Below are 15,688 nucleotides of genomic sequence, written 5' to 3' on the forward strand. Positions count from 1 at the left end.
GCCCGTACGGGTGAACTTGCGGACGCGCGTTCAAGCGCGCCCGCAACCGCTGCCGGCTCTTCGCCGGCCCGTCGTCAGCTCCGGCGCCGAGCGGCCTCGTACAGCACGATCCCCGCCGCCACACCGGCGTTGAGCGACTCCGCGCCGCCCGGCATCGGGATCCGCACCCGGAAGTCGCAGGTCTCGCCGACCAGTCGGGACAGGCCCTTGCCCTCGCTGCCGACGACGATGACGACCGGACCCTGAAGGGCCTCCAGGTCACCGAGTTCGGCCTCTCCGTCGGCGGCGAGGCCGACGACCACGATCCCGGCCTTCTTGTACGACTCCAAGGCGCGCGTCAGATTGGTGGCGCGGGCGACGGGCGTACGGGCCGCCGTACCGGCGGAGGTCTTCCAGGCACCGGCGGTCATGCCGGCCGCGCGCCGCTCGGGCACGACGACGCCGTGACCGCCGAAGGCGGAGACGGAGCGGACGACGGCGCCGAGGTTGCGCGGGTCGGTCACCCCGTCGAGGGCGACGATCAGCGGGTCCTCGCCCTCGTCGTAGGCGGCGTCGGCGAGGTCCTCGGGGTGCGCGTACTCGTACGGCGGGACCTGGAGGACCAGGCCCTGGTGGTTGAGCCCGTTGGTCATACGGTCGAGCTCGGGGCGAGGGGCCTCCATGAGGTTGATGCCCCCGCGCTCGGCGGCGAGCTGCAGGGCCTCGCGGACGCGCTCGTCGTTGTCGATGAACTGCTGGACGTAGAGGGTGCTCGCGGGCACGCCCTCGCGCAGCGCCTCGACGACGGGGTTGCGGCCGACGACCAGCTCGGAGGACGCCTTGCCGCCCCGGCGCTGCTGCGGACGCCCCTGGGCGCGGCGCACCTTCGCGTTCGCGGCGCGCTGCTTGGCGTGTCCCTTGCGCATCTCGGCGGGCGGGGTGGGGCCCTTGCCCTCCAGGCCCCGGCGCCGCTGGCCGCCGCTGCCGACCTGCGCGCCCTTCTTGCCGGACATGCGGCGGTTGTTCGCGGCCATGACCTACCTGTTCTCTACGAAAGCGTGCGTACGTGTATATGCAGTGTGCCGCCCGGACACCCGGGCGGCACAATCGATCATCGGACCGTAGGTGGCCTCAGCGCGGGCCGAGGCTCCAGCGCGGCCCCTGCGGGCTGTCCTCGATGACCAGACCGGACTGGTTGAGCTGGTCGCGGATGGCGTCCGCGGTGGCCCAGTCCTTGCGGGAGCGGGCCGCCTCGCGCTGGTCGAGGACCAGTCGTACGAGGCTGTCGACCACGCCGTGCAGGTCTTCCTTGCTGTCGGCGCCGCCGCCGGCCCAGTGCGGGTCGAGCGGGTCGAGACCCAGGACGCCGAGCATGGCGCGCACCTCGGCGAGGCGGGCGACGGCGGCTTCCTTGTCGTCGGCGGCGAGTGCGGAGTTGCCCTGCCGGACCGTGGTGTGCACGACGGCCAGTGCCTGTGGGACACCGAGGTCGTCGTCCATCGCCTCGGCGAACGCGGGCGGCACCTCGGCGGACGGTTCGACGACGCCCCCGGACAGCTCGACGACGCGCTGCACGAAGCCCTCGATCCGCGCGAACGCGGACTCGGCCTCGCGCAGGGCCTCCTCGCTGTACTCGATCATCGAGCGGTAGTGCGGGGTGCCGAGGTAGTAGCGCAGCACGATGGGACGCCACTGCTTGACCATCTCGGAGACCAGGACGCTGTTGCCCAGCGACTTGGACATCTTGTCGCCGGCCATGGTGACCCAGGCGTTGTGCACCCAGTACCGGGCGAAGTCGTCGCCGTAGGCCTTGGCCTGGGCGATCTCGTTCTCGTGGTGCGGGAAGATCAGGTCGAGGCCGCCGCCGTGGATGTCGAAGGCGGAGCCCAGGTACTTGTGCGCCATGGCCGAGCACTCCAGGTGCCAGCCGGGGCGCCCGTCCCCCCACGGCGTCGGCCAGGTCGGCTCGCCGGGCTTGGCGGACTTCCACATGGCGAAGTCGCGCGGGTCCCGCTTGCCGGTCTCGCCCTCGCCGGAGGGCTGGAGCAGGTTGTCGAGCTCCTGCCGGGACAGCTCCAGGTACCGCGGGAAGGAGCGCACGTCGAAGTAGACGTTGCCGTCCGCCGCGTAGGCGTGGCCGCGCTCGATCAGGCCCTGCATCATCTCGATCATCTCGGTGATGTGGCCGGTGGCGCGGGGCTCGTACGTCGGCGGCAGGCAGCCGAGTGCCGTGTAGCCGTCGTCGAACGCGCGCTCGTTCTCGTACCCGATGGACCACCAGGGCCGGTTCTGCTCGTGGGCCTTGGCGATGATCTTGTCGTCGATGTCGGTGACGTTCCTGATGAACGTCACCTCATAGCCCCGGTGGGCGAACCACCGGCGCATGATGTCGAAGTTGAGGCCCGAGCGGATGTGCCCGATGTGCGGCGCCGACTGCACGGTGGCACCACACAGGTAGATCGAGACACAACCCGGCGTGAGCGGGGCGAAGTCACGGATCTGCCGGGCGTTGGTGTCGTACAGCCGAATAGTCACCACTCCAGGGTAGTGGGCGACGGGGAGTGCCTTGCGACCTACCGCCGAAGGGCCACGATTTCGTGACGTTGCCTCCGGCGGTTCGGCGGCGGTTTCGTGCAACTGCTGGTGCGTGGTCGTGCCGGTGCGCTGTGGCTCGCTTCCTCAGTCGTGGCTCGCGTCCTCGGTCGTGGCTCGCGTCCTCAGTCGCCGGACGGACTCGTGGGCCGGTCCACCCGGACGACCAGCGCCGTGGCCACCGCCATCAGGCCCTCGCCCCGGCCCGGGAAGCCCAGGCCGTCCGTCGTTGCCCCGGACACCGAGACCGGGGCGCCGGCCGCCTCCGAGAGGAGCTTCTGGGCCTCGTCCCGGCGTTTTCCGATCTTGGGGCGAGGGCCGACGACCTGGACCGCGATGTTGCCGATGCGGAAACCCGCCGCGCGGACGATCCGGGCCGCCTCCGTGAGCAGGGTGACGCCGGACGCGCCCGACCACTCCGGGCGCCCGGTGCCGAAGTGCTGTCCCAGGTCGCCGAGGCCGGCCGCGGAGAAGAGCGCGTTGCACGCGGCGTGCGCGACGACGTCCGCGTCGGAGTGACCGGCCAGGCCCGGCCCCTCGCCCTCCCACTTCAGGCCGGCGCACCACAGCTCGCGGCCCTCTTCGAAGGCGTGGATGTCGGTGCCGATGCCGACCTGGGGCAGCACCGGGTCAGAAGCCATCGTTCAGCCTCCGGCGGGCCAGGACCGCCTCCGCGAGGACCAGGTCCAGCGGACGGGTGACCTTGAAGGCCTCCTCGTGGCCGGGGACCACCACGACCGGCTCCCCGAGCCGCTCGACCATGCCGGCGCAGTCGGTGACGTCGTCGGTGACGGTCTCGTGGGCCCGTACGAGCGTCGCCCGGTCGAAGCCCTGCGGTGTCTGTACGGCGCGCAGCCGGGCGCGCTCGGGTGTGGCCAGCACCGGCTCGGGCTCGCCGGGCACCGCCGCGGGCTCGACCTCCTTGACGGTGTCGGCGAGCGGCAGCGCGGGGACGACGGCGTGAGCTCCGTCACGTACTGCCTCGATCACCGCGTCCACGGTGTCCACGGGCACGAGCGGACGGGCCGCGTCATGGACCAGGACGATGCCGTAGTCGGGCGGGAGCGCGTCGAGCCCCAGCTTCACCGACTCCTGGCGGGAGTCGCCGCCCGGCACGACCAGGAAGTCCGTCCGTTCGGGCAGCGCGTGCGCGTCGAGCAGCGACTTGACCTCGGCGGTGCCGTCCGGCGGGGCCACGACGACGACCAGGGAGACGGCACGGGAGGCGGCGAGCGCGCGTACCGCGTGGATGAGCATGGGAGTGCCGTTCAGCGCGCGGAGCGCTTTGGGGGCGCCCGGGCCGAGGCGTACGCCCCGGCCGGCGGCCGGAATCACCGCGGCCGTACGCAACTCCGCGGGCGAAGGGCGCGAATCGTCAGACATCGGTTCCTGTCAGGTTTGTGTGCTCGGCCTACGTGGGTATGGCCTGGGAAGTGCCGGGCGCGACGCCCCGACCGGACCCTTCCGTGACACCGGTCGAGCCAGCTGCCCGGGCCCGGCACGCCATGTATCGGGGGGAAATCCCTTCGACTTGATACTCGATCGATCCGATACTCGATTTCGACCGGGCGGTCAGAGTATGGGGATCCGAGTACGTGACAGACGTACGCCATCCGGCATCCGGCATCCGGGTACGAACATGCCGCAGCGCCCGGCGACAGAAGTCACGTCATCGGGCACCGCGGCATTTCACTGTGCTGAGCAGAGCGGGCGCAGCCGGCTTCGCGTCAGGACGCGAGGACCTCGTCGAGCAGGGCCTCGGCCTTGTCCTCGTTCGTGTTCTCCGCGAGAGCGAGTTCGCTCACCAGGATCTGGCGGGCCTTGGCGAGCATGCGCTTCTCACCGGCGGAGAGTCCGCGCTCGCGCTCACGACGCCACAGGTCACGCACGACTTCCGCGACCTTGATGACATCGCCGGAGGCGAGCTTCTCCAGATTTGCCTTGTAACGACGAGACCAGTTCGTGGGCTCCTCGGCGTACGGCGCGCGCAGCACCTCGAAGACCCGGTCCAGCCCGTCCTGACCGACCACATCACGCACGCCCACGAACTCAGCATTGTCCGCTGGCACACGCACCGTCAGGTCACCCTGGGCGACCTTCAGCACCAAGTAGGTCTTGTCCACGCCTTTGATCTGGCGAGTTTCGATGGCCTCGATCAGCGCGGCCCCGTGATGGGGATAGACCACGGTGTCGCCAACCTTGAACGTCATGTGACAGGTACCCCTTCCGTGGCTATCCAGGGTAACACGGATACGGCGTCTTCTGAATGGCGTTTTCGCAGGTCAGGGCATATCTCGGGGCTTGACAACAGCGACAGGAACGTGCTTCGGAAGGTCGGCGGAAGCAGGTATTCGCAGGTCGGAGCGGCTCTTCGGGCGAGGTGAAACGCGTACGTTACACACATCCGGAGGCCCCTCCAAGTGGTCGAACGTCCACATTTGTCCGGTCCCAAGCGTGCGACTTCCGCTACTCCGTTCGGATGGCCTGAGTCGGGTACGAGACGTTTCCGGAATTGATCACGGGTGGCCGACTGAGCCGTACGTGATCAATTCCGGGGCGGCTTCGCATTCCTTCACGGAAATTTTGCGGGACGCCTTATGTGAATGCCGTACGAGCCCGGAGTCAAAGTGACTCGGGGGTCACTTGTGGCCCCCGGGTACCCCCTGCACGAGCGAAGCGTGTGAGGTTGGGGGAGGGTCGGGTGCGAGCGCTCCGGAACGGCTCGGTAACCTATGGCCGCTGACAGACACTTAGGGTGGCTTTATAAGGAAGGCCGCCCGCGCGTTCAAGGAGTTGCCGCCGCCGTGAGCAGCAGCCTTCGACGCGGCGCCCTCGCCGCCTCCGCCATCGCTTTCTCGATCGCCTCGCTCGCCGCATGCGGTGCCGGCAACGACTCTCAGACGCTGCAGGTCAAGCCGGACAACGCGGCGACCAGCGTCGGCCCCATCAAGGTGCAGAACGCGACCGTCATCACGCAGCCCGATCTGCAGTCCACCGGTCCGGCCGTGATCTCCGCGACCGTCTTCAACACCGGCACCACCCCGCAGACCCTGCAGTCGCTCGTCCTGCCCGGCACCGGCAAGACCGCGCAGCTCTCCCCCGCCAAGGGCGGATCGCTGACCATCCCGGCCGGCGGCCGGCTCGTCATCGGCGGCAAGAACAACGCCTCCGCCGTGCTGGCGAGCAGCCGAGAGTCGGTCCAGGACGGCAACGCCCAGAAGATCACCTTCACCTTCAGCAAGACCGGTGACGTGAGCCTGCGCGCCTTCGTCGTCCCGGCCACGCACTACTTCACCGACTGGGGCCCGAGCGAGATCCCGACCTCCTCGGCCACGCCCACGGCCGCCGCGGGCGCCTCGGCGTCCACGAGCGCCAAGCCGGGCAAGCACTCGTCGGCCACCGCGACCGCGACGGAGTCCGCCACCGGGTCCACCCCGAGCGACTCCGCGTCGGCGTCGGCCACGCCGTCCGGCCACTGATCGGCCGTACGACCCGTCCGCACGACCATCCGCACGAGTGAAGGGCGGCACCCCCGAGGGGATGCCGCCCTTCACTCGCGTCAGTCCACGTGGACGATTTACGGCTCGAACTTGTAGCCCAGACCACGCACCGTCACCAGGTACCGCGGCGCGCCCGGGTCCGGCTCGATCTTCGCGCGCAGGCGCTTGACGTGGACGTCGAGGGTCTTGGTGTCGCCGACGTAGTCGGCGCCCCAGACGCGGTCGATGAGCTGCATACGGGTCAGGACGCGGCCGGCGTTGCGCAGCAGCATCTCCAGGAGGTCGAACTCCTTGAGGGGGAGGTCCACCTTCGAGCCGGAGACCGTCACCACGTGCCGGTCGACGTCCATGCGGACCGGGCCCGCCTCCAGGGCGGCCGGGGTGACCTCCTCCGGCTCACCGCGGCGGCGCAGCACGGCGCGGATGCGGGCGACCAGCTCCCGCGAGGAGAACGGCTTGGTGACGTAGTCGTCGGCTCCTATCTCCAGGCCGACGACCTTGTCGATCTCGCTGTCCTTGGCGGTCACCATGATCACCGGGACGTTGGAGCGGCCGCGCAGCTGGCGGCACACCTCCGTGCCGGGCAGCCCCGGCAGCATCAGGTCGAGGAGGACGAGGTCGGCGCCGTTGCGCTCGAACTCGTCGAGGCCGTCGGGGCCCGTGGCCGCCACGGCGACCTCGAAGCCCTCCTTGCGGAGCATGTACGACAGGGCGTCGGAGAAGGACTCCTCGTCCTCGACGACGAGCACTCGGGTCACGGAAGGACCTCCGGGGCGGGAAGCGTTTCGTACGCGGTTGAGTCGGGGGATTCGTGGGATGCGGCTGGGTGGGATGCGCCCGAGTGGGAGGACGCGGGGGACGGTTGTGCGGTGGGTCCGGCCTCTTCGTCGAGGTCGGGGTGTTGCAGCGCGCGGTCACGGGCCACGCCCGCCTCCGGCAGCCGCAGGGTGAAAGTGGAGCCCTGGTTCTCGGCGCTCCACACCGTGACCTCCCCGCCGTGCGAGGCGGCCACGTGCTTGACGATCGCGAGACCCAGACCGGTGCCTCCGGTGGCCCGCGAGCGGGCCGGGTCGACGCGGTAGAAACGCTCGAAGATGCGGTCCTTGTCCTTGTCGGAGATGCCGATGCCCTGGTCCGTGACGGCGAGCTCGATCATGTCGCCGCCGGATGCGCTGACCCGGCGGGCGGCTATGCCGACGCGGGTACGGGCCGGGGAGTAGTTGACGGCGTTCTCGACGAGGTTGCCGAGGGCGGCGGCGAGCTGCCCGCGGTTGCCCCAGACATGCAGGTCGGCGGTGCCGCCGGCGGCCATGGTGATCTGCTTCGCACCGGCCTGGTGGCGGCAGCGGTCGATGGCCTCGGCGACCAGCTCGTCCACCCGGACGGGCTCGGCGTCCTCCAGCGGGTCGTCGTTCTGGACCCGGGAGAGGTCGATGAGCTCCTGCACCAGGTTGGTCAGCCGGGTGGCCTCGATCTGCATGCGACCGGCGAAGCGCTGTACGGCCTCCGGGTCGTCCGAGGCGTCCATGACGGCCTCGGACAGCAGGGAGAGCGCGCCGACCGGTGTCTTCAGCTCATGGCTGACGTTGGCGACGAAGTCACGCCGCACGGCCTCGATCCGGCGGGCCTCGGTGAGGTCCTCGACCAGGAGCAGCACGAGCCGGGAGCCGAGCGGTGCCACGCGGGCGGACACGGCGAGGGCCTCGCCCCGCCCGGTGCCCCGCCTGGGCAGATCCAGCTCTACCTGGCGTATCTCGCCGTCCCGCCGGGTGTCCCGGGCCATCTGGAGCATGGGCTCGACGGCGAGCTTGCCGCCGCGCACCAGCCCGAGGGCGTACGCCGCGGAGCTCGCCTTGACGACGGCGTCGCCCTCGTCGAGGACGACCGCCGAGGACCGGAGCACGGACAGCACGGTGTCCACGCCCGGCGGCAGCACGGGGTCGGTGTGCAGAGAAGTCCTGGTCGGTCGCTTCTGGTCGCGTTCGCTCCAGCGGAACGCCAGCATGGCGATGACACCGGTGAGCACCCCGGCGATCGCTGCCGCTGCGGCGACCGCCGCGTTCACGTCCATGCATCCAGGTTAGGCATGACGTACGACATCCCCACAGCCGTCGAGGTGCGAGCTCGAACACTCGTCGCCCAGAGTTCACCTTGGAGCCAGTGATGGTTCATTTGAGGTGGCAGAAACGGACGCGTGGGGGCCGGAACGTGGGAGCGTGGGGTTCGTACCGGTGGTTTCGCCACGGGCCCCGGCCCCCGGACCCCCCGAAGAACACGTACGAGAGGGAACCCTGATGCGGGACGCGTACCACGAGGAACTGGACTCGATCGGCGACGGACTGGTGGAGATGGCCCGGCTGGTCGGATCGGCGATCGGGCGCGCCACGACGGCCATCCTGGACTCCGACCTCAAGCTGGCCGAGAGCGTGATCGAGGCGGACAAGAAGGTCGACGAGCTCCAGCACGACCTCGAGGGCCGGGCGATAGCCCTGCTCGCCCGTCAGCAGCCGGTGGCGACCGATCTCCGGATCGTCGTCACGTCGCTCCGTATGTCCGCCGACCTGGAGCGCTCCGGCGACCTCGCCCAGCACGTGGCGAAGCTCGCCCGCCTCCGCTTCCCGGAGCGCGCGGTCCCGCAGGACCTGCACGCCACGATCCTGGAGATGGGCCAGCTCGCCCAGCGCCTGATGGCGAAGGCGGCCGAGGTCATCATCACCAAGGACGTCGACCTCGCGCTCCAGCTGGAGCAGGACGACGACGAGATGGACCTGCTGCACCGCACCCTCTTCCAGCACCTGATCGACGAGCGCTGGAAGCACGGCATCGAGACGGCCGTCGACGTCACCCTGCTCGGCCGCTACTACGAGCGCTACGCCGACCACGCGGTGGCGGTCGCCAAGCGCGTGGTGTTCCTGGTGACGGGCGAGCACGCGGACGACATCCAGGCCGACATCCAGCCGGTGACGGGGGTCGAGGGGGCGTAGCCCTCCCGGGCGGGCCGGCAGACGACATTCACGGCTGCCCGGGTGTCGCGCGCGGGTTGCTCGATGCCGCGCGCGTTGCCCGCACCGGGCGCATGAACGCCACTGTGCGCCGTTGATGCGCCCGGCAGACCGGGCATGAAATGGGCAAAGGCACCAGGCCCTAGCCTCCAGGAGGGGACCCATGGCCGAATCGCCCAGCACCACGCCCGACCCCACCCAGCAGCGCGAGACCGACCAGCCCACCGAGACCAGGAGCCTCCCGCTCGTCGCCGCGTGCGGCTGCGGCTCGGGCTGTGGTTGCGGGTGCCAGTCGGGCAACCCCTGCCAGTGCGGCTGACGCCTCACATCCGATACGACGACGAAGGCCCCCGGTGTTCACTGGCACCGGGGGCTTTCGCCGTACGCGCCGCTGAGGCGCAGCATGAAGGGGTGCCAGCGGGCAGGAAGCAGGAAAGAGGTGCAAGGCCATGCCCCAGTTCATGGACGTCCACCACGGGTGGAAGGGCATCACCGCCGAACAACTGCAGCAGGCCCACGATGCCGACCAGGCCATAGAGAAGGACGAGGGCGTGCACTTCGAACGCGCCTGGGCAGACCCCGAGTCCGGCACGGTCTACTGCCTGTCCGAGGCCCCCTCACCCGAAGCGATCCAACGCATCCACGAACGCACGGGCCACCGGGCGGACGAAATCCACCCGGTACCACTGTCGATCTGGTGAAGCCCCCGATCCCCCGGGCCTGGGTCATCTGTCGTCAAGGTCAACGGATGATCAACATGCGATCCGGCGTCGTTGGTCATGCGTCGGCGGTCGACCGGGCAGAGACGGCCCCCAACGCAGCGAAAAGCCCCCTCCCGGCGCTGGTCCGCCATGACTCAGGGGTCGCCATTGGTCGTTGTTGGCCACTGTCGATCGGCCTCGGACGGCCCAGGGACGGCCCAGCCCTGGCCCACGTGATCGGCTTCAGCCAGCGGAAGTGGCCCGCCACTGCGCCGTGATGCACCCCTCTTCCATGTCCCACCACTCCTCGGCTACGCCGTGGTTGAGCAGCCTCTGCACCTTGGCGAGATCAGCGGTGGGCGGAACGTCCAGGGCCACCATGCCGAACCGTTCTATGCCCTCGCCGTTGACGCCAAGTTGCTGAAACGCGTTGAGCACGCTCTGCCGTGCCGGGCCCGAGCCGACGTCACGGAACACGATGAGGCGGATGGTGCAGTTCTCCGAACGCCGAACCACCTCGCCGGCCCATCGCACCCCGTCCTCGTCGGGTTCTGTGGCCACGACGTCCCCGCAGGCGATGCCTCGGACGAACCAGGGGATGTTGTCGAGCCGTGCGGTGCCGTCTCCCTGGTCGACGGCCCACAGGCTCTCCACCGACGCCGGAGGCCAGTCGTCTTCTATCTCAAGCCGGAAGTGCACCTTCACATACGGGCCGCCGGGACTCGTCATGCCGCCCAGGATGCACGCATGAGACAAGCCGCCTAGAGGGGACCCCTTTCGATGGTGACCTCTTCGTCCCGAAGGAACTTGGGTGGGTGCGCTGCCTTGGGCAGGTGTGCCCGCCACCTGCACTGATCGTCCGCACGCGGCCGCGGTTGTCCGCTGGTGGTCGTCGGCGTTGTCACGCAGTTACTGACCTTCAAAGCGTGGTGTCGTGCGGCTGACCCATGGTGATCCCTGCGGTAATCGACATCTCGTCAGCCGATATCCTCGCCCCTCGTGCCTGTGGCGTCACACGCCGAGGCCCAGCAGCTGTGACGGATTCCCTGGGTTCCCCAGCACCCTGATCCGGCTGCGTCCGATTGGTCGGAGCGGACCGGACCAGGGCGAACGTACAGTCAGTCCTCCAGGCGGACCGGCATCAGGATCGAGAAGGTGCCCTCGTCGTCGGGCCGTCGGATCGCGATCGGCGCCGTGGGGGCCCCGAGCTCCATAAACAGTCGGTCCCGGGCTCCGGCGGCCAGCGCGTTCAGCAGGAACTCACGGTTGACCGCGACGCGGTTCGGGTCGTCGTCACTGTCCGCGCAGAGGGTCACCATGCCGCCGTCCTCCACCCTGAGCACGCTGAGGTCGGGCGCTCCCGCCTCACCGGCTCGGACAGGACCGTTCTCCAGGGCCTTCCGGAAGGCCGCCACCTCGACAAGGGCGCGGCGTCCGCCGGCCGCCGGCAGGAGACGACGGTAGTCGGGGAAGTCGTGGTCAAGGCACTGACCGGCCGCCTGCCTGTCCCCGACCAACAGAGTCACGCGGCCACCGTCGACGCAGAGCCGCACGGGTCCCTCGCCGTCCGACAGCGCCCGCATCGCGTCGACGAGCGGGGCGGGCACGATGACCTGCACTCGGCTCCCGTCGTGTCCGGCGACGCCGGCCTGCGCGACAGCCATTCGGTACCGGTCGGTGGCCACGACATGGAGGCTCTCCCCCTCGATGTCGAACAGGACCCCGCCGAGCATGGGCAGCTCCGGGTCGGTGCTCGCCGCAAAACGGACCGTGTCCAGCGCGGCTGCCAGCTCGGGCGCGGCGATGGACAGCCGGACGGTGGCGATGCGGAGCGAAGTCATGACGTTCTCCCTGTGATCGAGTAGTGCTTGGAGCGCGGAGAACTCGCTGCGGGCATCGGACAGCCCTTGTTCGATGCGGCGCAGGTGCGCCTTGAGCAGCTTCCGGACCAGGTTGGTGTCCGCGCCGGACCAGCTGGCCAGCACCAGCCGGATGTCCGCCAGCGGCATCCCGGCCCGGCGCAAGCGAGCCAGCACCCGGGCCTCTTCGAGCTGCTCGGGTTCGTACCAGCGGTATCCGCTCACCGGATCCACCCAGGCCGGGACCAGCACACCGGCACGGTCGTAGAACCGCAGGGCACTCACGCCCAGGCCGCTGTCGCGGGCCATCTCGCCAATGCTGCGCATGTCGTTCTCCACACCCGGCACTCTGAGCCCTGCACAAGGTCGAGGGTCAATCTGGCTCCGGAGCGGAATCTCACGGCGCTCAGCAGCCGGCCCGCCACCCTGCGCGTGCCTGATACAGATGACATACCGGAGTGATCACCACCGGTCGGCCCCCCACAACACCACACTTTGAAGGTCAGTAGACACTCACCCGGTGCGGTGCTCGTGCAGAGGAACCGCCTGTGAGGGCCCCTGAGCGCCGCTCTGGGAGTCCGCTGCCCCGTCATCCGGCCTGGCGAGCGCTGTAACGCCCTGAACCGCGGGGAAAGGGCTGAGCAAGCACGCTGCAGGGCAGACTACTTGGCGGCACAGACAAGGGAGTCATTGGGCAGTTCGATCGAGGGTCACCGGCCTGTTTGGGGGACATGTGAGCTTGGCGGTTCAACTTCCAGCCCTGATAGGCGTAGTGATCGGCGGTGTCGTCTCCTTCGCTGGCAGTGCGCTTTCAGAGCGGTTCCGATGGAAGCGGGATGTCCAACGCGAGTGGAGTCAGCGCCGATTCGAGGCGTACCGAGAGCTAATCCATGTAGCACATGTTCAGGTTGGTGCTGCGCGTTCGCTTGCTACAACGAGGAATCTCCTCGAAGGCCCCCCTCCGATTTCTGTTGAAGATGGGATGAAAGAGATCGCTGAATCTGATAGACGCCTGGCACTCGCATACGAAACGGTACAAATGATTGGTGATGAGCAAGTTGGAAGGGCTGCACATGCGTTTCGCTCGGCCTTGTGGAAACTGAGTGACTATGCACGCGGATTAGTTGACGTGGACGCAGCGGAGTGGGAAAAATCGTATAAAAAATACAGGATATCGCGCGACGAATTCAATTCCGCCATTCGTCACGATCTCGGCATAGCTGGGCGAGGGTATCAGCGCAATGCAGCAGGAATTTCCTCTCGTCCTCCCACCGTTGGGTAGCCGTGAGACGAGCAGGTAGTGCTTTCGTGCTTGATGCTGTTAAACCCCGCTTTAGGAGAGGGGCCGGGGATCATGCTGCTGAGCTGGGGCTTCGACACTTGGTCAGGCTGCCGAGAACTCGACCGCGAGACACCCTCGTTGACCGTGGCTGACCGCAGCATCTGGCGCGACGGTGGCACGAACCCCAGCCGACGACAGTCAGCCAGGACGGCGGCTGCGCCGACCGACCACGCACGCGTATGCCTCGCTGTACCCCCGCCGGCCTCAGCCACGCTACCGGCTTGAGTCGTCGACCTGAGCAAGTTCTGACGGCGGATCCGTGACGACGACGTGCGAGCCCTCAGCTGGGGAAGCTAGGGGCTCTTGGAGGAGGTTGCCCAGCTGACCAGCGGCGAAGCGGTGTCGGGGCTTGGGCTTCCGTCGCCCTGACCCCCGGTGTTCCCCGTGGTTCCCCGTGGTTCCCCGCACGACCTGGCACGGGTCTGGCACGGTCCCTTCGCCGAGCAGCCCGGCAAGTTCTCTCAGGTCGTTCGCAAGCCATGACGCGAGCGAGGCGTCCGGCGACGGCCTCGGCTTCTGGTCAGACGGATACCTCAAGGGGCAATCGGTCCCCCTCCAGAATCGACCGATGCCGGTCGTTGGTGATCAGGGGTGGTCCTTCAACGCCGCGTAGGCTCGCTCGACCTCGCCGCATGAGAAGCAGTGAGAACGGCCCCTGACCTGTGATTTTGATCGGGGGACGCTTTCGTGTCCGGCTGCCGGGGTTGCCCGGGGTAGCCCGGTGTTCCCCGTGGCTTCCCGCCCCATCGGGCACGGGCGGGGCACGGTTCTGCACCGCGAGACCGCCCCCCGGCGCGAACTACGGGCGCGTAGGTCGCTGAGGTTCGCCGGTTCGCCTCGGACGGCCCAGAGACGGCCCCGCACCTGTCAGTCTCCGGAGGAGCCGAAAATACCGACGTGGGTGGGTTCACCATCGGTGTACAGGAGTATGTAGACCCCGGTCCAACGCATCCGATCCTCACCAAGCAGCGTCGTGTCCTGTTCCGTGAAAGGCCTGGTACTCAAGGCCTCATAGGCCCGAGCTATCGCGTCCTCGTATTGCTGGACGGTTGGCTGCTCGGTGTCGAAGTGGTGCAACAGCCGCTCGGGTGCGAGTGGACGCAAGGTGGAGTAATCGTGCATGTTGTTCGGGTTTGGCTGCTCGGTCGTCTTGACGACGCGGCGCACGTCCAGCACCGAGTGTGTGCCTTCTTCTCCCATGAACTCCTCGTCGGCATAGAGCTCTTCACGGTTCGCGTACTCCTCGCCGTCGCCGTAGAACTCCTGGAAGACGTCATCGTGTAGAGCCTCTAGCGTGGCTTCGATACTCCCCCGGAAAGGGGTGACATAGTTCCAGCCGCTGGCGCCCATGGCCTGTCCTCCGTAGTTCGCGATCACTTCGGTCACAGGGTAGAAGCCATGTCTGACAAGGGCTCGTCGTGTGGTTCGAGCCGACACAGCGCACGCGTCCTCCTGCGTAGCCAGTTTGGAAGATCGAGTACGTGCACCCCGGCACGCAGCTGATCAGTACCCGAAGAAATGAAGGGCCGATGGCTGCGCGGGCGCGGCATGCGTCACCACGTCGCACGCAAGGGCATCGAGTCCTCACAGCGACTGGGCCGTCACCGCTGGGTGGTCGAGAGAACGGTGTCCTGGCTGGCCGGCTGCCGCCGCCTCCACCGCCGTTACGAGCGCAAGGCCGAACACTTCCTCGCCTTCGCCGGCATCGCCGCAAGCTTGATCAACTATCGCAGGCTCGCCACTCGCCGGATGAAGCAGCAGCCAATGCCACTGGCTCGGAATCAACGAATGTCCCACTCATCGACCGGAACGCAGTCATGCACCGTGTAGGCCCAATCCTGGAAGTTACCGACGAAGAAGACCCTTGACAGGAGGATGTCACCGGCTCGCTGAGCCCGCACCAACAGCCCGAGTTCTTCCGATATTGCATCGCCCTCAACAGAGAACGCGGGCGCCATGCCATGATTCTCCGCATATGCATGGAATTGATCTGCAAGTTCAGACGGCACCCGGCCAACCAGGCGAAGCCCATCGATCGAGACTTGCGGACCACACAAGGCGTCAACCGCGACGGCGGCCAGATCACCGGACTTACGGCAGTAGGCCGTAACGGCCTCCTCGTACAGTGGTGCGTCCTTGGAGCGGAAGCCAGCCTGCTGCACCAGAGCACCGTGCGGCCGGGTCATAGAAGAATGAGTGCTGGTGAAGCCCTGTGCACCCATCGTCGTGGCCACTTCCTCGATGCTCATGCCGAACCGAAGCGGGCCGACAGCCTCGAACGGCACAAAGTTCCACTGCGCTCGCTGGGCGTCGTCGGCGATGGACCACATCTGCGCGTATCCCTCCAGGGCATCACGGAACCGCGCCTCGCGGCACGCTGATCAGCGATGACTGTACAACTGCACCCCGCTGAGGCCTTGCAGCCGTGGCCCACCAAAGGAAACGACGCCTTCGCGGCCGCGGGCGGTCACCTGAGGTCTCCACAGTTGTTGTGCTTCTGTGTTGTACCGCAGGCGGCCTATCTCAGTGGTTCCTCAACTCTGCTTTGGGGGTGAGCACCTGCGTGGGTACTCGAAGCACTGTCTCTGATCAGGGGGAGAGCCGTTGGCGGCTGTCGTCATCTGTCATCGTTGGTCACCGCCGCACGGCCCAGAAACGGCCCGAGCGGGGGTGCCACGGTGTGCCCCTACGCCCGCCCGTCCCGGTCCCGGCC

At 68.2% G+C, this 15,688-nt stretch carries 16 protein-coding genes and 1 pseudogene; 6 read left to right on the forward strand and 11 right to left on the reverse strand.

Going from position 1 to position 15,688, the window contains the following annotated elements; translation table 11 throughout:
* Positions 1-74: 74 nt before the first annotated feature.
* The 5 genes from rlmB to AB0I54_RS37185 form a co-directional block, all read right to left on the reverse strand.
* Positions 75-1,013, reverse strand: a complete 939-nt coding sequence (rlmB, locus tag AB0I54_RS37165; RefSeq protein ID WP_363300697.1) for a 23S rRNA (guanosine(2251)-2'-O)-methyltransferase RlmB — start codon at positions 1,011-1,013, stop codon at positions 75-77.
* Between the two features lie 97 nt (positions 1,014-1,110).
* Entirely contained in the window at positions 1,111-2,514 is a 1,404-nt protein-coding gene (gene cysS, locus AB0I54_RS37170) for a cysteine--tRNA ligase (RefSeq protein WP_363300698.1), read from the reverse strand.
* Between the two features lie 182 nt (positions 2,515-2,696).
* A complete protein-coding gene (gene ispF, locus AB0I54_RS37175; protein ID WP_363300699.1) occupies positions 2,697-3,212 on the reverse strand; it encodes a 2-C-methyl-D-erythritol 2,4-cyclodiphosphate synthase in 516 nt (171 codons plus the stop codon).
* The gene (gene ispD / locus AB0I54_RS37180) at positions 3,202-3,954 is read right to left on the reverse strand and encodes a 2-C-methyl-D-erythritol 4-phosphate cytidylyltransferase (RefSeq protein ID WP_363300700.1); all 753 of its coding nucleotides are present in this window, start codon (positions 3,952-3,954) and stop codon (positions 3,202-3,204) included. The genes ispF and ispD overlap by 11 nt, the downstream gene beginning before the upstream one ends.
* A gap of 344 nt (positions 3,955-4,298) precedes the next feature.
* Positions 4,299-4,781 carry a CarD family transcriptional regulator gene (locus AB0I54_RS37185; RefSeq protein WP_003953493.1) on the reverse strand — a complete coding sequence of 161 codons (483 nt, stop codon included), beginning with the start codon at positions 4,779-4,781 and terminating at the stop codon, positions 4,299-4,301.
* Between the two features lie 594 nt (positions 4,782-5,375).
* Here AB0I54_RS37185 and AB0I54_RS37190 point away from each other — a divergent pair.
* The gene (locus AB0I54_RS37190) at positions 5,376-6,050 is read left to right on the forward strand and encodes a DUF461 domain-containing protein (RefSeq protein ID WP_363300701.1); all 675 of its coding nucleotides are present in this window, start codon (positions 5,376-5,378) and stop codon (positions 6,048-6,050) included.
* A gap of 98 nt (positions 6,051-6,148) precedes the next feature.
* On the opposite strand, the gene AB0I54_RS37195 is transcribed toward AB0I54_RS37190, so the two are convergent.
* Both AB0I54_RS37195 and AB0I54_RS37200 read right to left on the reverse strand, forming a co-directional pair.
* A complete protein-coding gene (locus AB0I54_RS37195; RefSeq protein ID WP_010358452.1) occupies positions 6,149-6,829 on the reverse strand; it encodes a response regulator transcription factor in 681 nt (226 codons plus the stop codon).
* Positions 6,826-8,142 carry an ATP-binding protein gene (locus AB0I54_RS37200; RefSeq protein WP_363300702.1) on the reverse strand — a complete coding sequence of 439 codons (1,317 nt, stop codon included), beginning with the start codon at positions 8,140-8,142 and terminating at the stop codon, positions 6,826-6,828. Before AB0I54_RS37200 ends, AB0I54_RS37195 begins: the two co-directional genes overlap by 4 nt.
* Positions 8,143-8,365: 223 nt before the next feature.
* Here AB0I54_RS37200 and phoU point away from each other — a divergent pair, with 223 nt between their 5' ends.
* From phoU to AB0I54_RS37215, 3 genes are all read left to right on the forward strand, one after another.
* Complete coding sequence (phoU, locus tag AB0I54_RS37205) at positions 8,366-9,055, forward strand: phosphate signaling complex protein PhoU (protein ID WP_361616779.1); 690 nt, start codon at positions 8,366-8,368, stop codon at positions 9,053-9,055.
* 181 nt (positions 9,056-9,236) lie between these two features.
* Positions 9,237-9,392, forward strand: a complete 156-nt coding sequence (locus AB0I54_RS37210) for a hypothetical protein (protein ID WP_363300703.1) — start codon at positions 9,237-9,239, stop codon at positions 9,390-9,392.
* Between the two features lie 130 nt (positions 9,393-9,522).
* On the forward strand, positions 9,523-9,774 hold the full coding sequence (locus AB0I54_RS37215) for an SCO4226 family nickel-binding protein (protein ID WP_363300704.1): 252 nt from the start codon (positions 9,523-9,525) through the stop codon (positions 9,772-9,774).
* Positions 9,775-10,017: 243 nt separating this feature from the next.
* Here the strand turns inward: AB0I54_RS37215 and AB0I54_RS37220 are convergent, their stop codons facing one another.
* Together AB0I54_RS37220 and AB0I54_RS37225 are read right to left on the reverse strand one after the other, a co-directional pair.
* Positions 10,018-10,503, reverse strand: a complete 486-nt coding sequence (locus AB0I54_RS37220) for a DUF4265 domain-containing protein (RefSeq protein ID WP_363300705.1) — start codon at positions 10,501-10,503, stop codon at positions 10,018-10,020.
* A 389-nt stretch (positions 10,504-10,892) separates the two neighbouring features.
* Positions 10,893-11,960: a MerR family transcriptional regulator gene (locus AB0I54_RS37225; protein ID WP_363300706.1), complete on the reverse strand. Its 1,068-nt coding sequence runs from the start codon at positions 11,958-11,960 to the stop codon at positions 10,893-10,895.
* A 655-nt stretch (positions 11,961-12,615) separates the two neighbouring features.
* Here AB0I54_RS37225 and AB0I54_RS37230 point away from each other — a divergent pair.
* On the forward strand, positions 12,616-12,915 hold the full coding sequence (locus AB0I54_RS37230; protein WP_363300707.1) for a hypothetical protein: 300 nt from the start codon (positions 12,616-12,618) through the stop codon (positions 12,913-12,915).
* Positions 12,916-13,842: 927 nt separating this feature from the next.
* On the opposite strand, the gene AB0I54_RS37235 is transcribed toward AB0I54_RS37230, so the two are convergent.
* On the reverse strand, positions 13,843-14,361 hold the full coding sequence (locus AB0I54_RS37235) for a hypothetical protein (RefSeq protein WP_363300708.1): 519 nt from the start codon (positions 14,359-14,361) through the stop codon (positions 13,843-13,845).
* 156 nt (positions 14,362-14,517) lie between these two features.
* Between AB0I54_RS37235 and AB0I54_RS37240 the strand changes: the two are divergent.
* Positions 14,518-14,805, forward strand: a pseudogene (locus tag AB0I54_RS37240) (transposase); the annotation flags it as partial.
* On the opposite strand, the gene AB0I54_RS37245 reads toward AB0I54_RS37240, so the two are convergent.
* Entirely contained in the window at positions 14,757-15,305 is a 549-nt protein-coding gene (locus tag AB0I54_RS37245) for a hypothetical protein (protein WP_363300709.1), read from the reverse strand. The pseudogene AB0I54_RS37240 and the gene AB0I54_RS37245 sit on opposite strands and share 49 nt — an antisense overlap.
* Positions 15,306-15,688 lie beyond the last annotated feature (383 nt).

The organism is Streptomyces sp. NPDC050625, from assembly GCF_040654755.1.
Lineage (GTDB): Bacteria > Actinomycetota > Actinomycetes > Streptomycetales > Streptomycetaceae > Streptomyces.

Coding starts and splice junctions, on each gene's coding strand:
- AB0I54_RS37185 (WP_003953493.1), bottom strand. CDS start 4,781: ATGACGTTCAAGGTTGGCGACACCGTGGTCTATCCCCATCACGGGGCC.
- AB0I54_RS37230 (WP_363300707.1), top strand. CDS start 12,616: ATGAAAGAGATCGCTGAATCTGATAGACGCCTGGCACTCGCATACGAA.
- AB0I54_RS37200 (WP_363300702.1), bottom strand. CDS start 8,142: ATGGACGTGAACGCGGCGGTCGCCGCAGCGGCAGCGATCGCCGGGGTG.
- ispF (WP_363300699.1), bottom strand. CDS start 3,212: ATGGCTTCTGACCCGGTGCTGCCCCAGGTCGGCATCGGCACCGACATC.
- rlmB (WP_363300697.1), bottom strand. CDS start 1,013: ATGGCCGCGAACAACCGCCGCATGTCCGGCAAGAAGGGCGCGCAGGTC.
- AB0I54_RS37210 (WP_363300703.1), top strand. CDS start 9,237: ATGGCCGAATCGCCCAGCACCACGCCCGACCCCACCCAGCAGCGCGAG.
- ispD (WP_363300700.1), bottom strand. CDS start 3,954: ATGTCTGACGATTCGCGCCCTTCGCCCGCGGAGTTGCGTACGGCCGCG.
- AB0I54_RS37225 (WP_363300706.1), bottom strand. CDS start 11,960: ATGCGCAGCATTGGCGAGATGGCCCGCGACAGCGGCCTGGGCGTGAGT.
- AB0I54_RS37220 (WP_363300705.1), bottom strand. CDS start 10,503: ATGACGAGTCCCGGCGGCCCGTATGTGAAGGTGCACTTCCGGCTTGAG.
- AB0I54_RS37245 (WP_363300709.1), bottom strand. CDS start 15,305: ATGTGGTCCATCGCCGACGACGCCCAGCGAGCGCAGTGGAACTTTGTG.
- phoU (WP_361616779.1), top strand. CDS start 8,366: ATGCGGGACGCGTACCACGAGGAACTGGACTCGATCGGCGACGGACTG.
- AB0I54_RS37215 (WP_363300704.1), top strand. CDS start 9,523: ATGCCCCAGTTCATGGACGTCCACCACGGGTGGAAGGGCATCACCGCC.